Raw genomic sequence first — 25,916 nt, 5'->3', positions numbered from 1 at the left:
CTCACTTCAGCAGCCCTTTGTCCTCCAGATAGGTCCGTGCCACGTCTGTCGCCAACCGGCGCCAGCTGTCCACCTGTTGGTTCAGGGAGGCCAGGTCGGCCGTGGTGAGGACGTCGTTCAGCTCGCCCAACGTCCTGGTCACTCCTTCACCGCCCGCGCGGGAGCGGTTGAGGACCGGGACGACGTAGTCGGCGTTCTGGAGGTGTTTGTCGTCGGCCAGGATGACGAGGCCGAATTCGGGGAGGGTGGCGTCCGTCGTGGTCGTGAGGACCAGCTGGTCCCGGCCGCTCTGGACCGCCTGTTTCGCCGGGGTGGTGCCGACGCCCTTGGGGTCGACGCCCGTGATGTCGATGCCGTACGTCTTCTCCAACCCTGGCTGGCAGTACGGCCGTTGGACGCACTCGTCGCCCGCGGCGAGCCGCACCGGAAGTCCGGAGGCACCGAGGTCGCTGAGGGTCTTGAGGCCGTGCTGCCGGGCGTAGGACGTGCTCACCGCGAAGGCGTTCTGGTCGACGGCCCTGCCGGGGTCCAGGACTGTGAGCCCGCGGGGTGCGGCCAGTTCGCGCAGCGCCTTCATCGTGGCGGCGCGGTCGGGTGAGCCGGCGGGCGGTGCGTCGGCTCCGTTGGTCTTGGCGTTGAGCCAGTCGGCGAAGGTCGCCGCGTACTCGGGTACGACGTCGATCTGGCCGGATTCCAGGGCCGGTTCGTACAGTTCGCGGTTGGCGACGGTGAGCATCGATGTCTTGTAACCGGCCTGGTTGAGCAGGAGGGCGTACATCTGGGCGAGCAGATCGCTCTCGGTGAATCCGGCGGACCCGATGGTCAGATCGCGGCTGTTGCCGGGCGGCGCGGTGACCTCGCCCTGGTTCTCCAGGGACGGTCCGGTGGCGCAGCCGGTGAGCAGCAGCAGGGCGGCGAGGGCCGAGCGCCGTCTCATCGCACTCCCCTCGCCCAGCGCGGCGAAAGGCGTTCGGCCACCTCGAAGACGCCCTCGACGATCAGCGCGAAGACGGCGACCAGGACCGCCCCCGCCACCACCTGCGGTGTGCTGGCGAGGTTGAAGCCCGCCGTGATGATCCGGCCCAGCCCTCCCCCGCCCGCCAGCGCGGCGATGGTGGCGGTCGCGACGAGCTGGACGGCGGCGATACGCACCCCGTTCATGATCATCGGGAGTGCGAGGGGGAGTTCAACGCGGAGCATCATCTGCCGCCCTGTCATGCCCATCCCCCGCGCCGCCTGCACGATGCTGCGGTCGACCTCGCGCATGCCGACGTACGCATTGGTGAGCAGGGGCGGAATGGCGAACAGTACGAGGGCGACGACCGTCGGGCCCTCTCCCCAGTCGCCGACGGGAGTCAGGAGCAGCAGGACCAGGACGGCGAAAGTCGGGACCGCGCGGCCGATGTTGGAGATGTTCACGGCCAGTGCGCCGCCCTTGCCGAGGTGTCCCAGGACGATCGCCACCGGCAGCGCGATCAGGCAGCTGACGATGAGGCAGACAACGGTGAGGACGAAGTGTTGCAGGAGCCGGTGCCAGACGCCGTCGTCGCCGGCCCAGTGCGCGGAGTCGGTGAGCCAGTCCCAGGCGTCGGTGAGGGTCGTCATCCGCGGGCCGCCCTCGTCCATGGGGTGATCAGCCGCTGCACGCCCAGGAGCAGCACGTCGGCCGCGACCGCGATCACCACACACAGCACGGACGCCGTCAGCACCTGCGCCTTGAAGTAGGTGTTCATGCCCGAGTAGATGAGGTTGCCGAGCCCGCCGAAGCCGACGATCGCACCCACCGTCACCAGGGAGACCGCCGAGACCATGGCGATGCGCAGCCCGGCCATCGCGGCGGGCAGGGCGAGCGGGAGTTCGACGGCCAGCAGGAGGCGGATGGGGCCGTAGCCCATGCCGCGTGCGGCCTGCCGGGTCTCCTCGGGGACGGCCCGCAGGCCCGCGAGGATGTTCCGCACCAGCAAGGTCAGCGAGTACAGGACGAGCCCGGCGACGACCAGGCTCTCCGAGAGCCCGTACACGGGCAGCAGCAGCGAGAACATCGCCAGGGACGGGATCGTGTAGAGGATCGTCGTCACCGCGAGGACGGGCCCGGCGGACCAGCCCCAGCGGCGGGCGAGCACGGCCAGCGGCAGGGCGATGGCCAGGCCGATCAGGACCGAGATCCCGGTCAGCTGCACATGCTGGGCGACCGCGTCGAGGAGGATGTCGCGGCGGGTGCTCAGATACTCGCCGCAGATCCACTCGTTGCGCGCGAGGCAGTCGTCCGGGGGCGCGGTCACGGGTCCATTGCATCGGGCCGTCCACCGGGTCGGCTCGTTCTGGTGACCCGTACGGGGTGTTGCCGAGTACACCCCCCGATACGGGTTCTGCGCCCAATGTGGTCCGGCCTCCGTCTCCGTAGCGTTTTGGGCGTGGCACAGGAAGTGCCCGACGGAGGGTGATGACGAAATGTTTCGCACCGGCTCGCAACGTACGCACGACCAGGGACCCGCCGCCGAGGCACTGCGGCTGGTCAAGGTCACCAAGACCTACGGCGCCGACGACAGCGCCGTGACCGCCCTGGACGCGGTCACGCTCAGCCTCGGGCGGGGCACCTTCACCGCCGTGATGGGGCCGTCGGGCTCCGGCAAGACGACGCTGCTCCAGTGCGCGGCCGGTCTCGACCGGCCCGACAGCGGCATCGTGCTGGTCGACGGAGCGGAGATGACGGGTGGCACCGAGGCCGAGCTGACGAAGTTCCGGCGCCGCCGGATCGGGTTCGTGTTCCAGCAGTACAACCTGCTGGAGACGCTGACGGTCGCGCAGAACACGGTGCTGCCGCTCAAGCTGGCCGGGCAGCGCGTCGACCGGAAGCGGGCCCGGGAGGTGCTGACCTCGGTGGGGCTCGGCGACCGGCTCGGACACCGTCCCGACCAGCTGTCCGGCGGTCAGCGGCAGCGGGTGGCGATCGCCCGCGCGCTGGTCACCGAACCCCGGGTGGTCTTCGCGGACGAGCCGACCGGCGCCCTGGACACGCGCAGCGCTCGCGAGGTGCTGCGGCTGCTCCAGCATGCGGTACGGATGCACGGCCGGACCGTGGTGATGGTGACGCACGACCCGGTCGCCGCCTCGTACGCCGACTCGGTGCTGTTCCTGGCGGACGGCAGGCTGGCCGGCCGGATGGACGCGCCGACCCCCGACGCGGTCGCCGAGCGGCTCGCCCACCTGGGCGACGATGCACTGAAGGCGGTGTGAGCGATGTTCGTACTGGCCATGCGCTCGATCCGGCAACGCCCCGGACGTTTCCTCGCGACCATGCTGGCCGCCTTCCTCGGCGCGGCGGTCATCATGACGTTCAACTCGATGCACGACACGGCCGGACAGCCCGGAATCGACTCGACGAGCTCCGAAACGCTGAGCCTCTCGGCGAGCGTGGTCGGCGGCTACGGCACCCTGCTGGTGTTCTTCGCCGTCGCCTCGACGCTCACGGTCAACGTCCGCCAGCGGGCGGCGGAGCTGGAGCTGCTGCGCTGCTCGGGGGCGACCCCGGCGCAGATCAAGCGGATGGTCGTGGGTGAGGCGGTGGCCGTGGCCCTGGTGGGCGCGGTGCTGGCGATCGGCCCGGCGATGCTGGGCGGGCAGCTGCTGCTGGACGTGTTCCAGGACAGCGGCCAGGTCGCCGGCTCCGTCGACCACTCCTTCGGGCCGATCGCGCTGAACTCCGGTGTCGGCATCACGCTGCTCGCGGCCGCGGGCGCCGCGTTCCTTGCCGTGCGGCGGGCGACGCACCGGCGTGAACGGCGGGGCGGGGCACGGAAGTTCTTCGCGTACGCCGCGCTGGTCCTCGGCGCCGTGGCGGCAACCTCGACCTTTGCGATGTCGGCGACGGACGAGGCGCTGATGGCGGCACCGGCGTACGGGGCGATCCTGCTGTCGGTGGGTTTCGCGCTGCTGGCGACGCGATTGCTGAAGGGGCTGCTGGACCGGCTGTCCCTGTCGGGGGCCAGCGGCTGGCTGGCCGTACGGAACCTGCGTGAGCGGGCGGATCATCTCGCCGGGATCCTGATGTCGCTGATCCTGTTCACGGCGGTGTCCACGGCGACGCTCACCATGCAGGCCGTGGAGAGCGACACGGTCGAGAAGCTGGGGATCGTCAAGGACGTCGACGCCAAGAACCTGGAGACGCTGAACTTCACGGTCGTCGGCATCATCGTGGCGTTCGTCTGCGTGATGCTGATCAACTCGCTGTACGCGGCGACGACGTACCGGGCCCGGGAGTTCGGGCAGCAGCGGCTGGCCGGGGCGACTCCTGGTCAGGTGCTCGGCATGGTGGGCGCCGAGGGGCTGGTCCTCACGGTGACCGGCGTCTTCTTCGGCACGGTGGCGGCGCTGGCGGGGATCGTGCCGTTCACCGTCGTCCGCTCGGACGAGGTACTGCCGGGCCAGTTCTTCGGCATCTGGATCGCGGTCGTCGCGATCGCGGCGGTGGTGACGATGGGGACGGGCCTGGCCACGACCCGGCGGGTGCTGCGTACTCCGGCGGTGGAGGCGGTGGGGCTCGCCGCCTGAGCACGGGAACTTCGGGAGGGGCGGTCGCCACGGCGGCTGCCCCTCTTTCCTACTTGACCCCTCTCTTCTACCTGACCCCCGCCGCGTCCAACAGCGCCGCCACGGTGGATGTGGCCAGCCCGTCCAGCGTCTCGACCCCCGCGCCCGCCCTGGCGCTAGCGCCGTCGAAGACCAGCGTCAGCTGGCGGGCCAGCAGCTGCGGATCGCGTGCGCCGCCGAGCTCGGCGAGCCCGCGGAACGCCTCGGTCAGCCGTCCCTTCATCGCACGGGCGACGACGCTCGCCGGGTGCTCGGGGTCCTTCAGCTCGACCAGCGCCGAGAGGTAGGGGCAGCCCCGGTACTCGGGCTCCGTCGACGCCTTCTCCAGCCGCTCGAAGACGTCGAGGATGCGCTCGCGCGGGGTGCCGGGCTTCTGCTGCGGGTCCGGGGTGAGCTGCCGCTCGTACTCGGGCGCCCGGCGCTCCAGGCTCGCCGCGAGGACATCGTCCTTGCTGGCGAAGAGCTGGTACATCGACCGCTTGGAGACACCGGCCGTCCGGCACAGCGCCTCGACGCCGATGGAGACACCGTCGCGGTAGAACAGCTCGGCCGCCGCGTCGAGCAACCGGTCCCTCGTGGACGCCCTGTCTGTCATGGCCATACGGCGAGGCTACCGCGCCCCGGGCCACATCGGAAACCGATCGGTATCCCGACCGGGGATCACGTGACACAGATGCTGAACAAGCGCTTAGATAGTTCCCGGAAACTGACTCCGAGCGGGAGGCCCCGTTGTTCACATCCGTCGACGAAGTCTCCGCGCGCCTGGCCGAAACCGGCTATCTCGCCTCGCCCGCGGTCGCCACCACCGTCTTCCTGGCCGACCGGCTCGGCAAGCCGCTCCTGGTGGAGGGCCCCGCCGGCGTCGGCAAGACGGAACTCGCCAAGGCCGTCGCCACGGTCGCCGGCGCGGAACTCATACGGCTCCAGTGCTACGAAGGCGTCGACGAGTCCCGCGCGCTGTACGAGTGGAACCACGCCAAACAACTGCTGCGCATCAGCGCGGGCCGTGACGAGACCTGGGACGAGACGCGCACCGACATCTTCAGCGAGGAGTACCTGCTCCCCCGGCCACTGCTGACGGCCATCCGCGGCGACACCCCGAAAGTCCTGCTGATCGACGAGACCGACAAGGCGGACGTCGAGGTGGAGGGTCTGCTGCTCGAAGTGCTCAGCGACTTTCAGGTCACCGTCCCCGAGTTGGGTACGGTCACGGCGACGCGCCGCCCCTTCGTCGTCCTCACCTCGAACGCGAGCCGCGAACTGTCCGAGGCCCTGCGCCGCCGCTGTCTGTTCCTCCACATCGGCTTCCCCGACGAGGAGTTGGAGCGCCGGATCGTACGGCTGAAGGTGCCGGACCTCGACGAGGCGCTGGCCACATCCGTGGTGCGCGTCGTCGGGGCACTGCGGGCGATGGACCTGCGGAAGGTGCCCTCGGTCGCCGAGACCGTCGACTGGGCGCGCACGCTGCTGGCGCAGGGGGCCGACACCCTCGACGAGACCGTCGTACGGGCCAGCCTGGGCGTGCTCCTCAAGCACCAGGACGACGTCCTGAAGGCGGCCGCCAAGCTCGACCTGGACGCCGTATGACCGAGGCGGCGTCGGATGTCGCGGCGCGGCTGACGGACTTCGTCGCCGCGCTCCGTGCGCATGGCATCCGCATCGGCACCGGCGAGACCGTGGACGCCGGCCGTGCGGTGACGGCGCTGGGCCTCGCGGACCGTGAGCAACTGCGCGAGGGGCTCGCCGCGACGCTGCTGCACGGCAATGGGCAGCGGCCGGTGTTCGACCCCGTCTTCGACCTGTACTTCCCCCGGGGCGTGGGGGCTCCGGAGGAGGAGCCCGCGGACCGGGACGACCTGCGCGACCGGCTCGCGGCGGCACTGGTGGCGGGCGATGCGGCCCTGATGGGCCGGTTGGCGGGCGAGGCCGTCGACGGCTTCGGCGGGTACGGGAGTTCACCGGCCTCGGACGGCTGGTCGTCGTACCAGACACTCGACCGGATCCGCCCGCAGACGCTGCTCGCCCGCGTCCGCGACGACATCCGGGCGCAGAACAGCGCCTCGGGGTTCACGGACCGGCTTCTCGAAGACGAGATCCGGCGGCGGATCGAGGTCTTCCGCACGATGGTGGCCGCGGAGGCCCGGCGCCGGGTCGCCGAGCGGCGCGGCCGGGACGAGATCGCCCGGCGGGCCGTCGCCCCGACCGCCGACCGGGTCGACTTCCTGTACGCCGGGCGGGACCGGGTGGCCGAGCTGCGCAGGACGGTGCAGCCGCTCGCCCGCAAGCTCGCCACCCGGCTGGCCGCACGCCGTCGCCGTGCCTCGCGGGGCACGATCGACCTGCGCCGGACGCTGCGCGGCTCGCTGTCGACGGGCGGGGTGCCGATGCGGCCCGTGCTGCGCCGACGCCGCCCCGCCCGCCCCGAACTGGTGCTGCTGTGCGATGTGTCGGGCTCGGTGTCCGGCTTCTCGGACTTCACGATGCTGCTGGTGCAGGCGCTGCACGACCAGTTCAGCAAGGTGCGGGTGTTCGCCTTCGTCAACCGGATCGACGAGGTGACCGGGCTGCTCGTGCACGGCATCGCCGATCCCCAGGGCCTCGGCACCCGCATCCAGGCGGAGGCGACGCTCACCGGCTGGCACGGCAGCAGTGACTACGGCGTCGCCCTGGGCGAGTTCGCGGAGCGCTACGGCGACGCGGTGGGCCCGCGCACCACGGTGTTCGTCCTCGGGGATGCCCGCACCAATATGAGCGACCCCAATCTGCCCGCCGTACGCGACATCGCCGAACGGGCCCGCCGCATCTACTGGTTGAACCCCGAGCCGCGCACCCTGTGGGGCACCGGCGACTCGGCCGCACCCGAGTACGCCGGGGTCATCGGGATGCACGAGTGCCGCAACGCCCGGCAGCTCGGCGAGCTGGTCGCCCGCCTGCTGCCGGTGTGATCACGCCGCGAGCTGCGGATAGAGCATCGCGAGGTCCGCGGACAGCCCCGCTTTGACCTGCCGGGAGATGTCGTCGGCCAGCACTTCATAGGCGCCGGCCGCGATGCCGTCGAGAGCCTGCGCCGCCACGCTCTCGGGCGTGGACTTGGGCTCGTCGATCTTCGCCGTCATGTCCGTGTCGACGTAGCCGACATGGAGGCCGGTGACGTCGATGCCGCGCGGTTTGAGGTCGAGGCGCAGGGAGTTGGTCTGCGACCAGAGGGCGGCCTTGGAGGCGCTGTAGGACCCGGCGAGCCCGATCCACGACAGCACCGAGTGGACGTTCAGGATGTGGCCGCCGCCGTTGCGCTCGATGACCGGCACGAAGCCGCGGGTGACGAGGAGCGGTCCGTAGAAGTTCGTCTCGAACTCGCGGCGGACGTCGTCCACGGGCGAGTCGAGGAAGTTGGCGTTCACGCTCGCACCCGCGTTGTTGATCAGCAGCGTGACGTCCTGGGCCTGCTCGGCGGCGGCCGCGACGGACGCCAGGTCGCCGACCTCGAGGGCCAGCGGCACGGCGTCGGGGTGGGTGACGGTCCGCGGGTCGCGGGCGGTGGCGTACACCTTCTTCGCGCCCCGCTCGAACAGGGCCGCCACCAGGGCACGGCCGATGCCGCGACTGCCGCCGGTGACCAGGGCGACGGAACCTTCGATGGATGTCATGGGACTCTCCGGACTCTTCAGACACGAGAGGTAGGAAACCGATCGGTTTCCCGTTCGACATGAGGAGCGTAAACCGATCGGTTTCTCAGAGCAAGCGCAACGCTCGTGCCGTACGCCTCCCCATGAACCCCCTAGGGGGCGTTTCTCCGGGAGAACTGGGGCTCGCCCCTCATTCCCGGACAGACCTCGCTCTCCTACGCTCCGGAGTGACAGAGGGGGAATCCATGAAGGCTTGGATCCAGGACCGGTACTGCTCGGCGGACGAGCTGGAGATCAGGGACGTCGACCGGCCGGCGCCGAGCGCCGACCAGGTGCTCGTGCGGGTGCACGCGGCGTCCGTCAATGCCAAGGACTGGCACCTCATGCACGGCGACCCGAAACTGATGCGCATGTCCATGGGTTTCCGCGGACCCAAGTTGAAGATCCGCGGCCAGGACTTCGCCGGCCGGGTCGAGGCCGTCGGCAGTGGGGTCAAGGGGCTGCACGTGGGCGACGAGGTGTTCGGCGAGACCGACGGAACCTTCGCCGAGTACGCGTGCGCACGGGCCGACGCGGTGGCCCCGAAACCGGCCGGCCTCACCTTCGAGCAGGCGGCCGCCATCCCGGTGGCGGGGTGCACCGCGCTGATGGGCCTGCGAGATGTGGCCCGGGTGCGGTCCGGACAGACGATCCTGGTCAACGGCGCGTCCGGCGGCGTCGGCACGTTCGCGGTGCAGCTCGCGAAGGTGTACGGCCTGGACGTCACCGCGGTGTGCCGGACCCGCAACGTGGACATGGTCCGCTCTCTGGGCGCGGACCATGTCGTCGACTACAGCAAGGAGGACTTCACCCGGAGCGAGCACCGGTACGACGTGGTGCTCGACCTGGTCGGCAACAAGTCCCTCACCGAGTTCCGGCGCATACTGACCCCCACCGGCACGCTGGTGCTGTCCGGCGGAGGGACCTACAACGGCGGCACCTTCTTCGGGCCGATGAGTCTCTTCTTTCAGGGGCGTGCGGTCAGCCGGTTCGTCCGGCACCGCGTGCTCGAACTCCCGGCGGTGGTCACCACGGAGTATCTGACGGCCTTGGCCGAGCTGACCGAGTCCGGAAAGGTCGTCCCGGCCATCGACCGCACATTCCCGTTCGCCGAGACACGGGAGGCGATCCGGTACCTCGAGGTGGAGCACGCGCGCGCGAAGGTCGTCATCACGGTGTGAGGGCTGCTGTCCCTCCTTGGGGCTATCCCCCCTTGGGGCTATTACTCCTTGGCCTTGGCGTATTCCTGCGCCATGCCTCCCGCGAAGTCGTACGCGATGACCTGTTCGTCGCCCACGACCCAGGCATCGTGTCCCGGCGGACACACGAAGACATCGCCGGGTCCGACCTCGCTCTCGGCGCCGTCGTCCATGCGGATGCGCAAACGGCCCTCGACGATATAGCCGTTGTGGTGGATCTGGCAGCTTTCGGTCCCGGCGATCGGCGCTATCGACTCCGACCAGCGCCAGCCGGGCTCGAAGGTCGCCACAGCGAAGTCGAGTCCGGTCATGTGAACGGTTTCCAGATGACCTCGGGGGAAGTCCCTCCGCTCGTCCGGCTTGTCGAGCGTCTTGATCTCGAGCATGACGCTCCTCCTTTCCGGCCGCGCACTGCGGCCGGGGCCGGTCTCCGTCTCCGGGCGGCCATGCGCGGCACCGGCGGTGACCGTGCCCCATGCCTCCATCGTCCTCCCGAACGGCTCAGGCCACCATGTCAGTCAGCGCCGCCACAGATCTGCGCGAAGCGCTCGGCGTCGATGTTGCCGCCGGAGACGATCACACCGACCCGGCGCGGGAGGGCGGCCGTCCGGCCGGTGAGCAGCGCGGCCAGCGGAGTGGCGCCGCTGGGCTCGACGACGATCTTCAGACGCTCGAAGGCGAACCGCATCGCGTCCCTGATCTCGTCGTCGCCGACCAGCGCGATCTCGTCGACCAGCCGCCGGTTCACGGAGAAGGTGAGCTCTCCGGGGGTGTGCAGGGCCTGCCCGTCGGCAATGGTGCGGGGCACCGGGATCGTGATGCGCCGGCCCGCCTGAAGAGACCGCTTGGTGTCGTCCCCGGTCTCCGGCTCGACACCGATCATGCGAGTGCCCGGGTGCAGGCCCTTGGCGACCGTGGCGCTGCCGGCCATCAGCCCGCCTCCGCCGACCGGTGTGATCAGCGCGTCCAACTCCCCCACCTCTTCGAGGAGTTCGAGGGCGGCGGTGCCCTGTCCGGCGATGACGTCCGGATGGTCGTACGGCGGGATGAGGGCGAGGCCCCGCTCGGCGGCCAGGGCTTCGCCGATGGCGATGCGGTCGCCGGTGTAGCGGTCGTACGTCACGATCTCGGCGCCGTATCCGGCGGTGGCGTCCATTTTGGAGCGCGGGGCGTCCTCCGGCATGAGGATCACCGCGGTGGTGCCCAGTTCACGGGCGGCCAGGGCGACGGCCTGGGCGTGGTTGCCGGAGGAGTAGGCGGCGATGCCCCGGGCGAGCTGCTCGGGGGCGAGCCGGGAGGCCGCGTTGTAGGCACCGCGGAACTTGAAGGCGCCCACGCGCTGGAAGTTCTCGCACTTGAGGAACACCTCGGCGCCGACGAGTGCGTCCAGGGTCCGTGAGCGCAGCACCGGGGTGCGGTGCGCGACTGACTTGAGCCGGGCTGCGGCATCACGGACCGCGTCGAGGGTGACCGGCGGGGTGGTGGTCACGCGTGTACTCCATCGGGGGTTGCGGCGGCCTCGGTCTCGGTCGAGGTTCGGGCCTGCGAGAGGTAGTTGTACGCGGAGGCACGGGAGATGCCGAGCCGGGCGGCGACCTGCTCGATCGCACGCCGGACGGCGAACACGCCGCGTTCGTCCAGGCTGCGGAACAGTTCCAGGCGCCCGTCCCGGTCGAGCCCCGCCCAGCTGCGGTTCTGCCGGAGCTGGTGGGCGTCGAGGATGGCATCGACGACGGAGTCGATGTCGTTGCCGAACGTGATGACGGGCGTCTCGGCCACATCACCGCCGATGCCGGCGAGCGCACCGAGCAGCGACTGCGCGTCCTGCACCGCGGTGACGTCCAGGTTGACGCAGAGGGCGCCGAACACGGCGCCCGTGGAGTCCCGCAACACCATCGTCGACGCCTTGACCAGCTTGCCGGTGTCGGTGCGGGTGACGTAGTTCAGCTCGTCGCGCGCCGCGTCGCCGCGGGCGAGGACACGCATGCCGATCTCGCTCATCGCCCCGCCCACCGCACGTCCGGTCACCGAACCGGCTACGGCGACCACCGACTCCTCCGGGCGCCGGTAGTCATGGAGCACCACCTCGCACACCGGGCCGAAAGTCGCCGCGATCCCGTCGACGACGGGCATCAGCGCGGCGACGATCGCATCCCTCTCCGCATCCAGACTCAGCTTCACGCTTCTAGACTAGCAGTCCATTCACTGTACTGTCAGTCCAGATCCTCAGTATCCGACGTGGAACGTGGCGTCCTGCCGCTCCGTGGCAGTGGAGACGGGATCGATGCGCAGTGCGTAGTCCGCGTGCCGGATGTAGCGGGTCGGGTTGTTGTACGACCGGAACGACGACCAGGAGGAGTCGGCGAGCCCCGCGGCCCGGTAGAAGGTGGCGTCGCCGGCGAACGCGGACGTGCCGTCGTTCTCGTCCAGCCTCAGGTTGTAGCTGTAGTGGCGCAGATAGCGGGCCGGGTAGTTGACCGACTGGAAGGAGACCCCCGCCGAGTCGGCGAGCCCCGGCACGAGCTTCCACTGCGAGTCGGGGTACGGGTCGAAGGGATACTCGTCGATCCGGCCCACGAAACCGCTGTGCCGGACGTAACGGGCCGGGTAGTTGTACGACTTCAGCCGGTTCCAGGCGGGGGCGCCCCAGGCGGTCACCAGATTGCCGTACTGGGCAGAGGTGATCGACTGGATGCCGCAGTGCTTGGAGTTGAGCGGCTGGGTGTAGAGGCGCTGATCGAGCGCCGTCCAGGTGCCGGCGGCCAGGTTGCTGGTCTGCCAGGCGTAGAAGACACCGTTCGGCGTGTAGGTGTCGCCCCAGAGGTACCAGGTGTTGGAGGTCAGGGACTTCACCACGGTGGGGGCCTCGGTGCCGCCGTGTGCGACGGGCGTGCTGAAGACCGTGAAGCTGCCCGGGTCGAGCGAGGTGGATCTCGCGCCTACGAGGGTCTGGTCCCGTTTGACGTACAGGTAGTTGACGCCGTTCACGCCCACGGTCAGGTTGCCGTCGATGATGTCGTAGCCGGGGTCGAAGAAGACCTGCGGGTTCTCGGTCGTCCGGAAGTCCGCGGTGTAACTCACCATGATCACGTTGTGGCCACTGCTGTTCACAGACGAGTACAGGATCCCGTACCGGCCGCGTCCGGCGTCCCAGAAGACCTCCGGGGCCCAGCTGTGCGTGTTCGTCATGTCGTGCAGCTTCAGCAGGCGGTAGCCGGTGAAGGATCTGAGGTCGACCGAGTCCCAGACGTGGATGTACACACTCGTGCGGGACCAGTCGGTGCCCTTGAGGTCCGTCGCCAGCACGACAAAAGTGCCGTCCTGCTTGCGCAGGACGAACGGGTCGCGCAGCCCGCCGGCGCCACCGGTCGGCGTGACCACGGGGTTGTTCTGGTTCAGCGGCATCCACTTCAGGCCGTCGGTGCTGACGGCGAGATGCAGCCCGTAATTGGCCTCGAGCATGGTCGTGGACTCGGTGAAGTAACACATGACGTACGCCGAGTCGGCCGCGTACGCCGATCCGGCACCGACGGTCAGCGTGCCGGTCACGGCCAGCGGCACGGTCGCCGCCATGCCGAGGAACGTCCGGCGCGAGGGGCGGGGGCCGGGCTGGGCACTGGTGCTCATCTACCCTCCAAGAGGTCACCGATTTCCGAGATTTCGAACACAGTTCGGTGAATCGGTCAGAAGGTAGAGGCGTGGTGACAGTGCGTCAATTGTTCTGTCAGGTCTTGCTGATTTCTGTGAGAAGCGTCCGGTGAGCGCGCCACCCCCGTCGGTTGCCGCCGCGCGCGCATGGTCCGGCTGCTGCGACCTCGACGTCTTCGGGTAGCAGCGCCGCGATCCCGGTTCGGCCGGTCACGTGATTGATCGACGCTGTGCGCGTCCCCTGGCGGACCGGATCCAGCACCGCTGATCGTGGAGTTAGGGTAGCCTACCCTCTCTGGGCTTGGAGGCAGCTCCTCGAAAGGGAAACCAATTGAGCATCGAACCGCTGGCCCTTGACGGGGTCGTTCCGTTTCCGTCGGAGACGGCGGCCAAGTACGTCGCCGAGGGGTACTGGCGCGATCAGACGCTGCCGGAGCTGCTGTTCGCCACCGCGGAGCGCTGTCCCGACAAACTCGCTGTCATCGACCGCAAAGCCGAGTTGAGCTACGCACAGCTCACGGACGAGGTCCTGCGCCTCGCTGCCGGCCTGCAGGATCTGGGGCTGAGCCGTGGCGACCGGGTGGTGGTACACCTGCCCAACATCTATGAGTACATTGCCTTCGTCTTCGCCTTGTGGGAGCTCGGGGCGGTTCCCGTCGTCGCTCCCATCGCGCACCGTCGTGCCGAGATCGAGCACTTCATCGAGATCGCCGAGGCGCGTGCCTACATCACAGTCGCCTCGGACAGCGGCACCGATCTCGCTGCGATGGCTGCCGACCTGAAGCAGCGATGGCTCCATCTGAAGCACACCGTAGTACTCGAACGTGAGGGCGGCGGCGCTGAGTACAAGGCGTTGCAGTCGAAAGGATCGCTCGAGCACGCGCGACGGTGCAGCCCGCAGGACGTCGCTCTGTTGCAGATGTCAGGCGGCACGACGGGCGTTCCGAAGCTGATGCCGCATACTCACCAGACGTACGGCTACGCACTGCGGCGAAGCGTTGGTGAACGAGGCATCACCGAGCGCACCGTGCATCTTCTGGTCATACCGATCTGCCACAGTATGTCGACGCGTTCGCCCGGATTTCTCGGTGCGTTCAGCGTGGGCGCCACCATTGTGATCGCACCGAACGGCAGCCCCGATGCGGCGTTCCCGCTGATCGAGAAGCACGGGGTGACCCGCGTTTCGCTGGTACCTCCGATCCTGCTGGCCTGGCTGAACTCCTCGCTCCGCAAGTCCTATGACATCTCCAGCCTGAAGGTGCTCATGTGCGGCGGCGCGAAGCTGAGCGAATCAGTGGCGGGTCGGGTCGAGCCGGAGTTCGGCGTGCAACTGTCGCAGAGCTTCGGGATGGGTGAGGGCCTCGTCGTCAGCAATCCTGCCGACGTCGATCGGGCCACCAGCGTGCGATACCAGGGCCGGCCGGCCTCAGCGGCCGACGAGATCCAGGTCGTCGATGACGAGGGCAACGAAGTGCCACCCGGTGCACCCGGTCACTTGCTGACGCGAGGACCGTCGGTGATTCGCGGGTACTACCGCAACCCCGAGCAGAATGCGCTGGCGTTCACCAGCGATGGTTTCTACCGCACCGGTGACATCGTCGAGCGGGACGAGCGTGGATTCATCAGAGTCGTGGGACGGTCGAAGGACCAGATCAACCGGGGCGGCGAGAAGATCGCGCCCGAGGAGCTGGAGAACGCGCTGCTCACTCATGCCGGCGTCCACAACGTCTCCGTCGTCGGGGTCGATGACGAGGTTCTCGGCGAACGTGTCAAGGCGTACCTGATTCCTCGGACGCCGGAGAGCGCGGCCGAGCTCACCTTGGGCAAGCTGCGCCAGTTCCTGCGCGACAAGGGCCTCGCCACGTTCAAACTCCCCGATGTCGTGGAGGTCGTCGACGAGTTCCCCTACACCGCGGTCGGCAAGGTCAGCAAGCGTCTGCAGCGCGAGCTGAGCTAAGCCCATGTCGAACGAGACCACACGTGTCCTCGTCGTGGGCGCGGGCCCCGTCGGAATGGTTTGCGCGCTGGCGCTGAATCGGCGCGGTATCCCGGTGACCGTTCTCGAGTCCGAGCCGGCGCCGGTGCAGGATCAGCGCGCGGCGACCATCCATCCGAGCACACTGGAGATGCTCGACGACCTGGGCATCACAGAGAAGATCCGGGCGCACAGTCTGCTCTCGAGCACCTATCGCTTCCACGACCGGCCGACCGGAGAGGTCGTGGCGGAGTTCGATCTCGGCCGTCTCAAGGATGAGTTCCGGTTCCCGTACGTACTGCAGTACGAGCAGTACAAGCTGACCGCTGCCATCGCCGAGGAATACGCGAACGAATCCGACTTCGACGTGCGGTTCTCCCACACGCTGACCGGTCTGACCGAAACCGCGAGCGGCATCGAGGTGGAGTACACCTCACCTGCCGGCACAGAACGTATGCCGGCGGCCTACGTCGTCGGCTGTGACGGTGGCCGATCGACGGTGCGCAAGCTCGTCGGCATCGAATTCGAAGGATTCACCTATCCGGAGCGGTTCATCAAGATCGCGACCAGCTTCGACCTCAAGACCGTCAAGCCGGATCTGGCGTTTCGCAACTACTTCTCCGACCCCAATGAGTGGGCCAACGTGTTCAAGGTGAGGGGAGAAACGCCCGAGGGGCTCTGGCGAGTGATCCTGCCGATCGGCCACGACGAGGACGACGCCACCGCGTTGTCGCCGGCGCGCGTCGAGCAGCGGTTGCAGAAGTTCTTGCCGAAGACTGGCTCGTACGACGTCGAGTACCGCAACGTCTACCCAGTCAATCAGCGCGTGGCCGCGACCTTCCGTCAGGGGCGCATCCTGCTCGCCGGCGATAGCGCGCACGTGAACAACCCGATCGGCGGCATGGGCATGAACGGCGGCATCCATGACGCCATCAACCTGACGGAGAAGCTCGCGAAGGTGATCGCCGGTGAGGCCGGCGACGACCTGCTCGACCTTTACAGCCGCCAGCGCCGCCATGCCGCGGTGAACTACGTACAGGCCCAGACGATCGCCAACAAACGGCTGTTGGAGGAACGCGACCCCGAGGTGCGTCGACACAACTTCAACGAACTGCGCCGCACCGCCGAGAAGTTCGACACCGCTCGTGCCTACATGCGCCGCGCGGCCCTGTTCGACAGCCTGCAAGACGCTGCCGCCATCCCCTGAGGAACTCGAGTTCGACGAGTCTGGTGCAGTACGGCGCGCCGTACTGCACCAGACCACGAAATCCGCTCAGCCGTCCAACAAGTTCGTCAGCAGTGGGCCCCATTTCAGCAGACCGGAATCGGGCTCGAGGATGGACTGATGGTCTTCGTCTTCAGCGACGAAGAACGAAAAGTTGGTCAGGTGGCTACTCCATCCCAGCGCGTCCTCACGGCCCAGCTCCGCCACTCGGGGCGTGTGAGTCGCGGATGACGCGATCACGAGCGTCTCGATGTCGAGACTGCCCCGCGTCAGCGCGGACGTCAGGACATCACAACGACGGCCGGCCGTCTCGACAGCCTTGAGTTGTTTCGCGTCGGCGAGCAACTCGTTGAACGCTTCCTGGCCGAAGGCTTTCAGCATTTCGTCACGCATCGACTCGCCAGATCCCGGTCGCACGAGGAGCTCCGTCGAGTCTTCTGAACCGGCAGGCATGGCATCCACGATCACCAGGGGGCTGACACGCTCGCCTCGGGAGAGGAGCTGGCGCGCCACGGCAAACATGATGTGTGCGCCGTACGACCAACCCAGCAGTTCGTACGGTCCGGCCGGCTGTAGCCCCTGGATGACGTCGGCATAGGTCGAGGCGAGGTCGTCGAGGTCATCGAACTCGATCTCCAGGCCGATGATCGCCGGATCATCGATCCCGACCAGCCCGACCCCGTCCGGGAGGTATCTCGACAATTCCGAGTACATGGACGAGGCGCCGAACTTCGGGTGCGCGCAGAACAGAGTGCGGCCGTTCAGGGACTGAGTGAATCGGGTCGCGATCGCGGTGATGTCGACCTCGGGATCGGCGCCCGGCTGCATCTTCTTGTCGACCACCGCACTCAGTGCGCCGATCGTTGAAGCGGAGATGACGTCCCGCATCGCTATGTTCACGGGGAACGCGCGATTCATCTGCGACGCAAGCCGCATTGCCGCGAGCGAATGCCCGCCCAGCCGGAAGAAGTCGTTTGCGGCGCCCAGGACCAGTCCCTCGTCGAGGTCGAGCACAGCACGGAAGATCGCGGCCACCGCCAGCTCCGTCTCCGACTCGAGTGCCCGGCCCGCGCTGACTCCGGACGCGGCCACGTCAGCCGCAGGCAACGCTCGGCGATCCAGCTTGCCGGTCGGGGTGAGGGGGAAGGACTCCACCGGGACAAGGGCTGCCGGGACCATGTAGTCAGGCAAGTACCTGGCCAGATGGTTGCGCAACGACTCACTGATGTCGAGGTCCGCGGTCGTACTGTAGTAGGCAGCCAGTTGTAGCCCCGTGGCATGCTCGAAGGCGACCACTTCGGCGCGCGTTACCTCGGGGAACTCTTGCACCACGTCCCGGATCTCGTCCGGTTCGATGCGATAACCGCGAATCTTGATCTGCTCGTCGGCGCGACCGAGGTAATCAATCATCCCGGCTTCGTTCCACCGGGCGAGATCTCCGGTGCGATACATGCGTTCTGCGGGTTCCCACGGGCAGGCGACGAAACGTTCGGCGGTCAGCGCGGACTGGCCCCAGTATCCGCGCGCGGTTCCTTCGCCGGCCAGGTAGAGCTCGCCGGCGACACCGGGAAGGGCAGGTTGCAGGTTCTCGTCGAGGATGTAGGCCCGGGTGTTGAAGATCGGCGTCCCGACACTCGAGTTGGTGCTGTCGGCCAGGTCGGCGCCGAGGGCGTTGATGGTGTACTCGGTAGGTCCGTAAAGGTTGTACGACTCGACTCCGGGGGCGCCGCGCAGCTGTTGCCAGAGCCGGTCGGGGACGGCCTCGCCACCAAGGGAGACGAAGACGACACCGGGCGCATCGGAAGACACGGACCGGCCGGCCGGCCGGTCTCGCTCGAGCAGCCCTTCTTCGACCAGCAGTTGCCCGTAGGACGGGGTCACATCGAACCCGTCCATACGCACCTCGTCATAGTGAGCCAGCAGCCGCTGATGGTCGCGTCGCATCTCCTCGTCGATGACGTGAACCTCGTGCCCGTTCAGGAGCCAGAACAGTTGCTCCCACGAGGCATCAAAGGAGAAGGACGTCGTGTGCGCGATCTTCAACCGGCGCCCGCGCTGGTGGTCCACCACCCGATCGAAGATCTTCTCGACGTGGTTGACGTACATATTTGTCAGTCCGCGATAGCCGACGGCAACTCCCTTGGGCCGTCCGGTGGTTCCCGAGGTGAAGATGATGTACGCGAGGTTGTCGAGCGAGACCTGCCCGCCGCGTTCCGCTGCCGTGATCGGAGCTGTTTCGGTCTGCGCGAGGCGGTCCACCGTCGTCGTGGAATCCAGGTTGATCACCTTGCCGACGGCGCCGGTGAGCCGATCCACGTCGCGGTCGGTCACCAGAGTGACGGTCGGTTCAGCGACCTCGATCATGTAGCCGATCCGTTCGTCCGGCAGTTCACTGTCCACCGGGACGTAGGCGGCTCCAATGGCGAACACCGCGAACATCGCGATGACCGTGCGCTCGTCGCGCGGCAGCAGCAGCGCGACCCGATGCTCTGGGCGCACTCCCTCGTCGAGCAGAAGTCGGCCGTAGCGGTTCACCTCGGCGAAGAACTCCGCGAAGGTGAACAAGCGATCTCCGGCGACAAGCGCCGTCTCCGATCCGGACAGCCGCACCTGCCGGTGCAGCAACTCAGCGACCGTGACCGGTTCGATGTCGCGGATGAGATCAGCGGCGATACCCGTATGCGGGGCAGTCTCGTCCGGCAACAGGGCGGACAACGTACCAACGGGCTCGTCAAGCCGGCGAGTAAGAGAAACGAGCACCTGGACGTAGCGCTTGAGCAACAGCTCCGCGGCCGGGGCATCGAAAACGTCCCGGCGGTAGGACAGGCGCACGTGCACGGTCGCCGCTCCGTCGCGTTCTTCCGGGTCGATCGCGAACGTCACCGGGTAGTGGGTTGCGTCATCAACCTTTGCGCCGACGACCTGCAACCCGGCTGTGTCTTGCCCCGCAGCCTTGCCGAGCGGCACGTTCTGCACCACGAACAGCGTGTCGAACAGGACAGGAACGCCTGCATTGGTCTGGATCTGTGTCAGAGCGGCTTGCGGGTAGTCGATGACGAGCAGCTGCTCGGACTGGACCCGGGCGAGCAGCTGCCGATTCGTTTCGAACGGAGGCAGATTCACCCGCATCGGGACCGTGTTGAACAGCAGCCCGATGATTCGGTCAGCGTCGGGCAACGACGGCGGCCGGCCGGAAACGGTGTTACCGAAGACGACGTCATTGCTTCCCGTGAGCCGGCTGAGCGCGATCCCCCAGGCGGTCTGCAGCAAGGTGCCCACCGTGACCTTGGCATCTCGTGCGGTACGGAACACCATCGCGGCCTCTGCCGGGCTGAGATCGAGGTGAAGTTCACCGGTCTCGCTCTGTGCCTCACCGAGGTCGACGAAGTCAGGGCACAGCAACGTCGGGCCGGCCAGTTCCGCGAGGTAGCCGTCCCAGGCGCGATAGGCGGTAGCGGGATCCTGGTCGTCGACCCAGTCCAGGTAGGAGCGGAAAGACGACGGTCGCACGCGATCGACGTATCCGTCATCGGCGTAGATGCTGAGGATTTCGGCGAACAGCGCGTTGATGGACCAGCCATCCAGCAGGATGTGCTCAAAACTCATGACCAACGTCCACGCTTGGTGGCCGTGTTCGAGCAGCGTGAACCGGATCAGCGGCGGGACCTCGAAGTCGAACGGCTCACCTCGCTCGGCCGCCAGGAACTGCTCCACATCGACCCCGAGGCCACCCCACTCGTCCAATCGGATGACCCGCACCGGGACTTCGACACCGGACGGGATCACCTGTACGTCCCCGGGAGGGACGAACGCTGCCTGGAGGTTGGGGTACCGCTCCATCGCACTGGCGATGGACGTCGTCATCCGCTCGGGATCGAGATCTCCCGCAATCTGCCGGGTGATCTGCGAGACGTAGGTGTTGTGGTCGTCGGATTCCCGGGACCGCAGCAGGTGATAGAACAATCCGCGTTGCAACGGGGCAAGCGGAAGGATCTGGGCGTCGTGCCCGTAGCGGGCTCGGATGGATTCTTCTTCGCCGGGCGTCAACGTGACCCGGTCCGCGCGACGCAGAGTGAATGCATCTCGACGCTCGCGGCCGAGGGCAGGGACTCCGGCTCTGCCGATCTCTTCGGTGATGGCGGCGGCCAGCGCCTTCGTGTCGACATCAACGGTGTCCGCCGACTCCACCCAGACGCGGACGACGTAGTCGTCGGGTTCACGACCCGCGACGTGGACATGGATGCCGAGTCCATCCTCTGGTACGCCGACACCCGCGGCAGGCTCGGCGATCAGCTCCGCTTGGCTGCGGAACACACCCACGCGGATCCGTGGGATCGGAAGATCATCGAAGAAGCGGCTGAACCGGGGGTGTCCGGCCAGCGCGGCGTATTCGACCGCTCGCTCCGGGCTCAGCCCGATGACTTCGCCGTCGTCAAGCAACACGGGGAATCTACGCGTCATCAGGGGACCGTCGGACTCGTGGAACTCCACGAGCAGATCACCTTCAGCGATCCCCGCCAAGGCCTTGGCCACGGCCGTCAACACAACGGACTGTAGGGAAGTTTCGTCGGCGGCGGGAGCCGCTCGTCCAGCCGTGACACTTGACGCTACCGAAGCTACCGAGTCGCCTCGCCGCCGCAGCACAGTGGCGGTCGCATCAGCGAGCTGATCTGCCCAGTCCTCCCAGAACGGATCGTCAAGGAGAGCCGTCAATTCGTCGTCATCGTATCCAGCCGCGGCCCGAGTAGACGTGACGACGACCATCGGAATTTTTGCCTGATATGCAGTGACCAGCTCGGTGAGCTTCTCCCTGACCGCATCCAGCATCTCAGGATTGCCGGTCTCGGCGACCAGTTCACCGGCGCCGCTGTCGCGGATCGCCAAGCGCAAGGCGAGGCTTGCTCCCGACAGGGCGTGACTGACGTGGTCGATCGCCGCCCGCCAGAGCGGAGCCACGCTGATGTCGAAATCTTCAAGCGGCAGGCGGAAGCGGCGAATGTCACCGACGTTGTTGTCAGCTTTGGTCCGGCCCTCGTCGCCGACACGAACGATCTGGGCGAGTTGCTTGACCGTCAAATCCGGGTGCTGGGATCCAAGCACAAGGAAGCGCGCCGTGTTCCGCAACAATCGTGACGTGGTTTCCGCCGAGAACAACTCGCGGGCCGCGTTCAGATTCATTCCGAATGCGCCGCTGTCAAGTCTTTCAATACTCGACACGAGATCGAACAGCGCAGGCTGAGATGCCAGCGGGCCATCCGCAGTGGTCGAGGCGTAGTTGGTGAACGGCGACGCCGCACCCGAATCTCCACCGCGATCCACGTAGGCGGCCATCACCTGGAAAAGCGGACTGATCCCGACCTGCCGCGGCGGGTTCACCGCCTCGACGACGTGCTCGAACGGAACGAGCTTGTGGTCAGCAGCTTCGAGCATGCGATCGCGGCAACGGAGCAGCGTCTGCGCGAACCCGGTTGAAGCGTCGATATCGGCGCGCACCACGACGGTGTTCACGAAGTACCCGATGAGGTCCTGCAACTCGGGCTGGTCGCGCAAACTGGCCGGGGTGCCGATAGGTACCGTATCGCCGGCACCTTCATCCCAGAGCGCCAACGAAAATGCCGCAATCAACGCCTGCAGCGGTGTTGCCTTGTGCTCGACCAGGAATTCGTCGACCGTGGCTGTCTCATTGCCGGTGAGGGACGTGGTGGCAGGTCGTATGGTTCGTTCTTCGGATCCGTCGCGTGGCTGGTCGAGGGGTAGGACGGTTTCCGTCGGGAGATCTGACAGCATGTCCTGCCAGTACCGCAGGTCTGATTGATAGCGAGACTCCGGATCTCTCCGGCTGCCCAGCACATGTCGCTGCCAGACCGCGAAGTCGGCATACTGGATCGACAAGGGCGCGACCTCGGTGGAATTGCCGGCAGCCGCTTCGAGATAGAACTTGTTCAGCTCGTGAACTAGGATCCCAAAGGAATCCGCATCGGTAACTATGTGATGCCCGTAAGCTACCAGCACATCGCCATCGGAATGCCGCAACAAATGAAACTTCAGCCCGAACTCGGAGGTGAAGTCAAGTGGCAGTGCGGCAACCTGAGCGATCTTGTCGCTGAGCAGCTCAGGACCGACGTGTTCGACCTCCAGGACCTTGGTGTCGTCGTCGGGTTCCGCGTAGATGACCTGGCGGAGCGATGAGGTCTCCTCGTCCGGCACGAGGATCGTGCGCAATATCTCGTGACGAGCAACTACCCGACGTACCGCCGTTGCCAAAGCATCCAGCTCGAGCCGCACGCCTGCTTGCAGCACGATTTCAGTCCGATAGATCGGACGCCCTGCGATCTGCTCTGTGAACCAGAGTGATTGCTGTCCGTAGGAGACTGGTATCAGGGCGGGGCGTGGTAGGTCGCCGATTCGTGTGCCGGATGTCTCGGTGGTTCCGGTGGTGGTGTCGGCGATGTGGGCGAGTTCGCTGATGCGGGGGTGGTCGAAGACATCGCGGAGTGTCAGCGCGGCGCCGAGTTGTGCGTTGGCGCGTGCGACGACTCGTGCGGCCAGCAGCGAGTGCCCGCCCAGGCGGAAGAAGTCGCTGTCCACGCCGAGATCGGTGTTGTTGTCGAGGTGTAGTACGTCGCGGAAGATGCCGGCGAGGGCGATCTCGGTGGCGGTTTGCGGTGGCCGGCCATCGGCTGCACCTGCGGCGAGGTCTGGTTGCGGCAACGCGTGGCGATCTAGCTTCCCGTTGGCGGTGACCGGGAATCGGTCCAGGAGCATCAAGGTTGTGGGCATCATGTAGTCCGGCAGCGACCGTGCAAGATGCTCGCGCAGGGTGTCGAACAGCGCTGCATCCTCGGCGTCCGCGGTACTTGCCGTGGTGACGTATGCGGCGAGGTATTTTCCGCCGGCGGGATGGTCCAAGGCGGTGATGGCGGCACCCGATACTGCTGGGTGTCGTTCGAGGACGGCGCGGATTTCGCCGGGTTCGATCCGGTATCCGCGTATTTTCACCTGATCATCGCTGCGGCCGAGGTACTCCAACTGCCCTAGGGAGTTCCATCGCACGACATCGCCGGTGCGATACAGCCGCGTGCCCTGGTCACTGAACGGATCAGCCACGAATCGGTCAGCGGTCAGGCCCGGGCGTGCGACGTATCCGTCGGCGAGTTGCACTCCACCCAGGTAGAGCTCTCCTGCGACACCGGCCGGTACTGGACGCAGCCACGCGTCAAGAACGTGCGCTGTCGTGTTCGCGACCGGTGCACCGATCGGGGTGTTCTCGGTGTGGGTGATGATGGCCGCTGTGCCATCGCCGGTAACCTCGGTTGAACCGTAGAAGTTGTGCAGTATTGCTTGTGGTGCGGTCGTTCGCATGGTGGTCGCGGTGCCCGGGGTGAGTGCTTCACCGGAGGAAACCCAGGACCGGATCGTGGTCAGCGCTGTGGGTGCGTCGTCGTGGCGGACGAGGACGTCGGCCAGGCTGGGCACGGTCAGCAGATGTGTGACGCGGTGTCGGGCGATTGTGTCGAGCAGGCCGGCTGGATCTTGCGCGGTTTCCGCGGGCACGACCACGATTCGGGCACCGGCGATCATCGGCCCGAACAGCTCGGTCACAGCGTCGACGAAACCCACGCCGCTCTTCGACAGCGCCACACTGTCCGGTTTGTAGTCCAGTACCTGGTGACCCCATGCGAGGCGGTTCACCAGGCCACGGTGCGAAACGGCAACGCCTTTCGGGTTGCCCGTCGTTCCCGATGTGAAGAGCACGACAGCTGCGTCGAGCTCGTTCAGCGGCGGGGATAGAACGGGGGCGGTTTCCTGACCGGTGGCCAGCCGTCGCTGCACTTCGTGGTCGTCGATCCGCAGTGCTGGTGCGCGATGTTCACCCAGTACGTGTTGATGTATTTCTGTGGTGTGTTGATCGGTGATGACCAGCGCAGGTGCGGCGTCGTCGAGGATGTGTTTGACGCGTTCTGCGGGGTATTCCGGATCGATCGGCACGTAGGCCGCTCCCGCGCGGATCACTCCGGTAAGTGCTACTACCAGGTCGACCGAGCGTGTCATAGCGATCGCGACGCGGTCCCCGACCCGCACGCCCTCATCGATCAGGAGGTGAGTGAGAGCGTTGACCCGTGCATCGAACTGGCTGTAGGTGAGTTCGGTGCCGTCGTCGGCGACGACCGCGACCGCGTCCGGATCGGCCGCGACCCGACGGCGCACCAGTGCGTCCACTGTCGCCGGCGCGATATCAAGCGTCTCGCCTCGTGCCCACGACGGATCCGGGCCGTCGGTACCGGGTGTGAATCCGGTACTCAGTTCGTGCAGGGTTTGGGCCGGGGACCCGTCGAGGACGGCGTTGAGGAAGCCGCTGAATTGTTCGGCGTGCACGAGCGGATCGCTCGTGGCGGACCCTGCGGACAGCTCTAGCCGGATTCCGGTGTCGGGGTTGCGGTAGATCGCGAGGTCGAGTGATCCGACGGGGCCGGTGCTGATTGTTTCAGGGATCGCGTCGATGTCGCCCAGGCGCGGCATTGATTCGAAGAGTCTGATGTTGATCGTCGGGAGCGTGAGGTACGAAGCTTGGCCGCTTGGCCACAGACGGGCGATCTGGTGATCTTCAACAGTCGTGTAACGCCGGGAAGTCTTCAGCTGGTTTGCGACGATCTCCAGGACATTTTCGAAGGTGTGGTACGGGCTGATCTCGGTGACGACCGGGATTGCCCTTGAGATCGCGCTCGGTGTTTTCAGTGATTCGCGATCGTCTCGCATCATCAGAGGAACCCGGACCGCTACGCAGTCACGACCGTCGACCAGAGCGGTATAGACGCCCCACAGCGCGATCAGGGAATCAGTCCAGGAGACCCGTGCCGCGCGGGCGAACTGCTGAACCTTCGAGTAGGTGTCGTCGGGTATCGGGACGACAACTGGTTGACTTGAGGATACGAAGACCTCGGACAAGTCCTCCACGTTCTCGTGGCCAGCGTGCTCGATTCCGAGGACGCTACTCCAGTACGCGGCACCTTCTTCGAACCTGGAATCGCCGGAATTCTTGGCGTCTGTGACGTTCTTCATGCTGCCGAACCAGCGGTCCGGGACCGAATCGCCGGCCTGCTGTGCGGAGTAGACCTCGGCGACGCGGCGGATGAACAGAGAAATGCTGTAGCCGTCAACGAGCAGGATGTTGGTGATCAGGATCCATGCCCAGGTGCCGTTCTCGCGACGGACAAGGGTCGACTTCGTCGTCGGTTCCCCGGCGGCGGTGGCTGGTGCTGCGGTGAGTTGCCCGCGGGCCAGCACCCGGATCTGGTCGTCGCCGTGGCCGACGTCGACGATCTCTGTCGTGAGTGTCGTGGCGGTGTCGACGTATTGAAAAGGGACACCGTCGTCGTCGCCGAAACGTACCCGCAACGCCTCGGTCTCTGCGAAAACAACACTGACCGAGGACGCGAACAGGGCCGGATCGACCGGGCCGTTCAGCCAAATCAACTGACCCGCACAAAACACCGAGGACTCAGGGGCAAGCCTCCGAGCCACCCAGTTGCCTCGCTGACTCGCACTCAACTCCACACGATCAAAAGCCGTCAACGGAAGCACACCCACTTCTCTTGAGACCAGATCGAGCCGAC

The 25,916-nt window shown here is 67.0% G+C and carries 17 protein-coding genes; 7 read left to right on the top strand and 10 right to left on the bottom strand.

Features of this window, described 5'->3' with window-relative positions; genetic code table 11:
• Window position 1: 1 nt before the first annotated feature.
• From KCH87_RS17800 to KCH87_RS17790, 3 genes are read right to left on the bottom strand one after another with little or no spacing between them, the layout of a single operon-like run.
• Window positions 2-937, bottom strand: a complete 936-nt coding sequence (locus KCH87_RS17800; protein ID WP_210587097.1) for an ABC transporter substrate-binding protein — start codon at window positions 935-937, stop codon at window positions 2-4.
• A complete protein-coding gene (locus KCH87_RS17795; RefSeq protein ID WP_210587096.1) occupies window positions 934-1,605 on the bottom strand; it encodes an ABC transporter permease in 672 nt (223 codons plus the stop codon). Before KCH87_RS17795 ends, KCH87_RS17800 begins: the two co-directional genes overlap by 4 nt.
• The gene (locus KCH87_RS17790; protein WP_210587095.1) at window positions 1,602-2,282 is read right to left on the bottom strand and encodes an ABC transporter permease; all 681 of its coding nucleotides are present in this window, start codon (window positions 2,280-2,282) and stop codon (window positions 1,602-1,604) included. The genes KCH87_RS17795 and KCH87_RS17790 overlap by 4 nt, the downstream gene beginning before the upstream one ends.
• Window positions 2,283-2,451: 169 nt before the next feature.
• Between KCH87_RS17790 and KCH87_RS17785 the strand changes: the two genes are divergently transcribed.
• Window positions 2,452-3,237 carry an ABC transporter ATP-binding protein gene (locus tag KCH87_RS17785; protein ID WP_210587094.1) on the top strand — a complete coding sequence of 262 codons (786 nt, stop codon included), beginning with the start codon at window positions 2,452-2,454 and terminating at the stop codon, window positions 3,235-3,237.
• Between the two features lie 3 nt (window positions 3,238-3,240).
• Window positions 3,241-4,551 (top strand): FtsX-like permease family protein, encoded by a 1,311-nt coding sequence (locus tag KCH87_RS17780; protein WP_210587093.1) that lies wholly within the window; start codon window positions 3,241-3,243, stop codon window positions 4,549-4,551.
• 67 nt (window positions 4,552-4,618) lie between these two features.
• Here the strand turns inward: KCH87_RS17780 and KCH87_RS17775 are convergent, their stop codons facing one another.
• The gene (locus KCH87_RS17775; RefSeq protein ID WP_210587092.1) at window positions 4,619-5,191 is read right to left on the bottom strand and encodes a TetR/AcrR family transcriptional regulator; all 573 of its coding nucleotides are present in this window, start codon (window positions 5,189-5,191) and stop codon (window positions 4,619-4,621) included.
• A 128-nt stretch (window positions 5,192-5,319) separates the two neighbouring features.
• On the opposite strand from KCH87_RS17775, the gene KCH87_RS17770 reads away from it, so the two are divergent.
• Together KCH87_RS17770 and KCH87_RS17765 are read left to right on the top strand one after the other, a co-directional pair.
• Window positions 5,320-6,177: a MoxR family ATPase gene (locus KCH87_RS17770; protein WP_210587091.1), complete on the top strand. Its 858-nt coding sequence runs from the start codon at window positions 5,320-5,322 to the stop codon at window positions 6,175-6,177.
• Window positions 6,174-7,535, top strand: coding sequence for a VWA domain-containing protein (locus tag KCH87_RS17765; protein WP_210587090.1), 1,362 nt, complete (start codon window positions 6,174-6,176; stop codon window positions 7,533-7,535). Before KCH87_RS17770 ends, KCH87_RS17765 begins: the two co-directional genes overlap by 4 nt.
• Here KCH87_RS17765 and KCH87_RS17760 read toward each other — a convergent pair whose 3' ends face one another.
• A complete protein-coding gene (locus KCH87_RS17760; RefSeq protein ID WP_210587089.1) occupies window positions 7,536-8,237 on the bottom strand; it encodes an SDR family oxidoreductase in 702 nt (233 codons plus the stop codon). It lies immediately after the preceding gene.
• A gap of 224 nt (window positions 8,238-8,461) precedes the next feature.
• Between KCH87_RS17760 and KCH87_RS17755 the strand changes: the two genes are divergently transcribed.
• Window positions 8,462-9,436: an NAD(P)-dependent alcohol dehydrogenase gene (locus KCH87_RS17755; RefSeq protein ID WP_210587088.1), complete on the top strand. Its 975-nt coding sequence runs from the start codon at window positions 8,462-8,464 to the stop codon at window positions 9,434-9,436.
• A gap of 41 nt (window positions 9,437-9,477) precedes the next feature.
• On the opposite strand, the gene KCH87_RS17750 is transcribed toward KCH87_RS17755, so the two are convergent.
• The 4 genes from KCH87_RS17750 to KCH87_RS17735 form a co-directional block, all read right to left on the bottom strand.
• Window positions 9,478-9,840: a cupin domain-containing protein gene (locus tag KCH87_RS17750; RefSeq protein WP_210587087.1), complete on the bottom strand. Its 363-nt coding sequence runs from the start codon at window positions 9,838-9,840 to the stop codon at window positions 9,478-9,480.
• Window positions 9,841-9,968: 128 nt separating this feature from the next.
• A complete protein-coding gene (locus KCH87_RS17745; RefSeq protein WP_210587086.1) occupies window positions 9,969-10,943 on the bottom strand; it encodes a threo-3-hydroxy-L-aspartate ammonia-lyase in 975 nt (324 codons plus the stop codon).
• Window positions 10,940-11,587 (bottom strand): transcriptional regulator, encoded by a 648-nt coding sequence (locus tag KCH87_RS17740; RefSeq protein WP_210587300.1) that lies wholly within the window; start codon window positions 11,585-11,587, stop codon window positions 10,940-10,942. The genes KCH87_RS17745 and KCH87_RS17740 overlap by 4 nt, the downstream gene beginning before the upstream one ends.
• 93 nt (window positions 11,588-11,680) lie before the next feature.
• On the bottom strand, window positions 11,681-13,081 hold the full coding sequence (locus tag KCH87_RS17735) for a glycoside hydrolase family 43 protein (protein ID WP_210587085.1): 1,401 nt from the start codon (window positions 13,079-13,081) through the stop codon (window positions 11,681-11,683).
• 352 nt (window positions 13,082-13,433) lie between these two features.
• Between KCH87_RS17735 and KCH87_RS17730 the strand changes: the two genes are divergently transcribed.
• The gene (locus KCH87_RS17730; protein ID WP_210587084.1) at window positions 13,434-15,059 is read left to right on the top strand and encodes a (2,3-dihydroxybenzoyl)adenylate synthase; all 1,626 of its coding nucleotides are present in this window, start codon (window positions 13,434-13,436) and stop codon (window positions 15,057-15,059) included.
• A gap of 4 nt (window positions 15,060-15,063) precedes the next feature.
• Window positions 15,064-16,284, top strand: a complete 1,221-nt coding sequence (locus tag KCH87_RS17725) for an NAD(P)/FAD-dependent oxidoreductase (RefSeq protein ID WP_210587083.1) — start codon at window positions 15,064-15,066, stop codon at window positions 16,282-16,284.
• A 66-nt stretch (window positions 16,285-16,350) separates the two neighbouring features.
• On the opposite strand, the gene KCH87_RS17720 is transcribed toward KCH87_RS17725, so the two are convergent.
• Complete coding sequence (locus KCH87_RS17720) at window positions 16,351-25,884, bottom strand: non-ribosomal peptide synthetase (RefSeq protein WP_210587082.1); 9,534 nt, start codon at window positions 25,882-25,884, stop codon at window positions 16,351-16,353.
• Between the last annotated feature and the right edge of the window lie 32 nt (window positions 25,885-25,916).

Source organism: Streptomyces sp. GESEQ-35 (assembly GCF_017948485.1).
GTDB lineage: Bacteria > Actinomycetota > Actinomycetes > Streptomycetales > Streptomycetaceae > Streptomyces.
Note: the sequence above shows the minus strand (reverse complement) of the source record. Positions and strands in the feature narration are given on the sequence as shown.

What these genes read in the sequence shown, in the direction of transcription:
- KCH87_RS17800 (WP_210587097.1), bottom strand. Translation starts at nt 937, where the DNA reads ATGAGACGGCGCTCGGCCCTCGCCGCCCTGCTGCTGCTCACCGGCTGC.
- KCH87_RS17795 (WP_210587096.1), bottom strand. Translation starts at nt 1,605, where the DNA reads ATGACGACCCTCACCGACGCCTGGGACTGGCTCACCGACTCCGCGCAC.
- KCH87_RS17785 (WP_210587094.1), top strand. Translation starts at nt 2,452, where the DNA reads ATGTTTCGCACCGGCTCGCAACGTACGCACGACCAGGGACCCGCCGCC.
- KCH87_RS17780 (WP_210587093.1), top strand. Translation starts at nt 3,241, where the DNA reads ATGTTCGTACTGGCCATGCGCTCGATCCGGCAACGCCCCGGACGTTTC.
- KCH87_RS17775 (WP_210587092.1), bottom strand. Translation starts at nt 5,191, where the DNA reads ATGGCCATGACAGACAGGGCGTCCACGAGGGACCGGTTGCTCGACGCG.
- KCH87_RS17765 (WP_210587090.1), top strand. Translation starts at nt 6,174, where the DNA reads ATGACCGAGGCGGCGTCGGATGTCGCGGCGCGGCTGACGGACTTCGTC.
- KCH87_RS17760 (WP_210587089.1), bottom strand. Translation starts at nt 8,237, where the DNA reads ATGACATCCATCGAAGGTTCCGTCGCCCTGGTCACCGGCGGCAGTCGC.
- KCH87_RS17755 (WP_210587088.1), top strand. Translation starts at nt 8,462, where the DNA reads ATGAAGGCTTGGATCCAGGACCGGTACTGCTCGGCGGACGAGCTGGAG.
- KCH87_RS17750 (WP_210587087.1), bottom strand. Translation starts at nt 9,840, where the DNA reads ATGCTCGAGATCAAGACGCTCGACAAGCCGGACGAGCGGAGGGACTTC.
- KCH87_RS17740 (WP_210587300.1), bottom strand. Translation starts at nt 11,587, where the DNA reads ATGCCCGTCGTCGACGGGATCGCGGCGACTTTCGGCCCGGTGTGCGAG.
- KCH87_RS17735 (WP_210587085.1), bottom strand. Translation starts at nt 13,081, where the DNA reads ATGAGCACCAGTGCCCAGCCCGGCCCCCGCCCCTCGCGCCGGACGTTC.
- KCH87_RS17725 (WP_210587083.1), top strand. Translation starts at nt 15,064, where the DNA reads ATGTCGAACGAGACCACACGTGTCCTCGTCGTGGGCGCGGGCCCCGTC.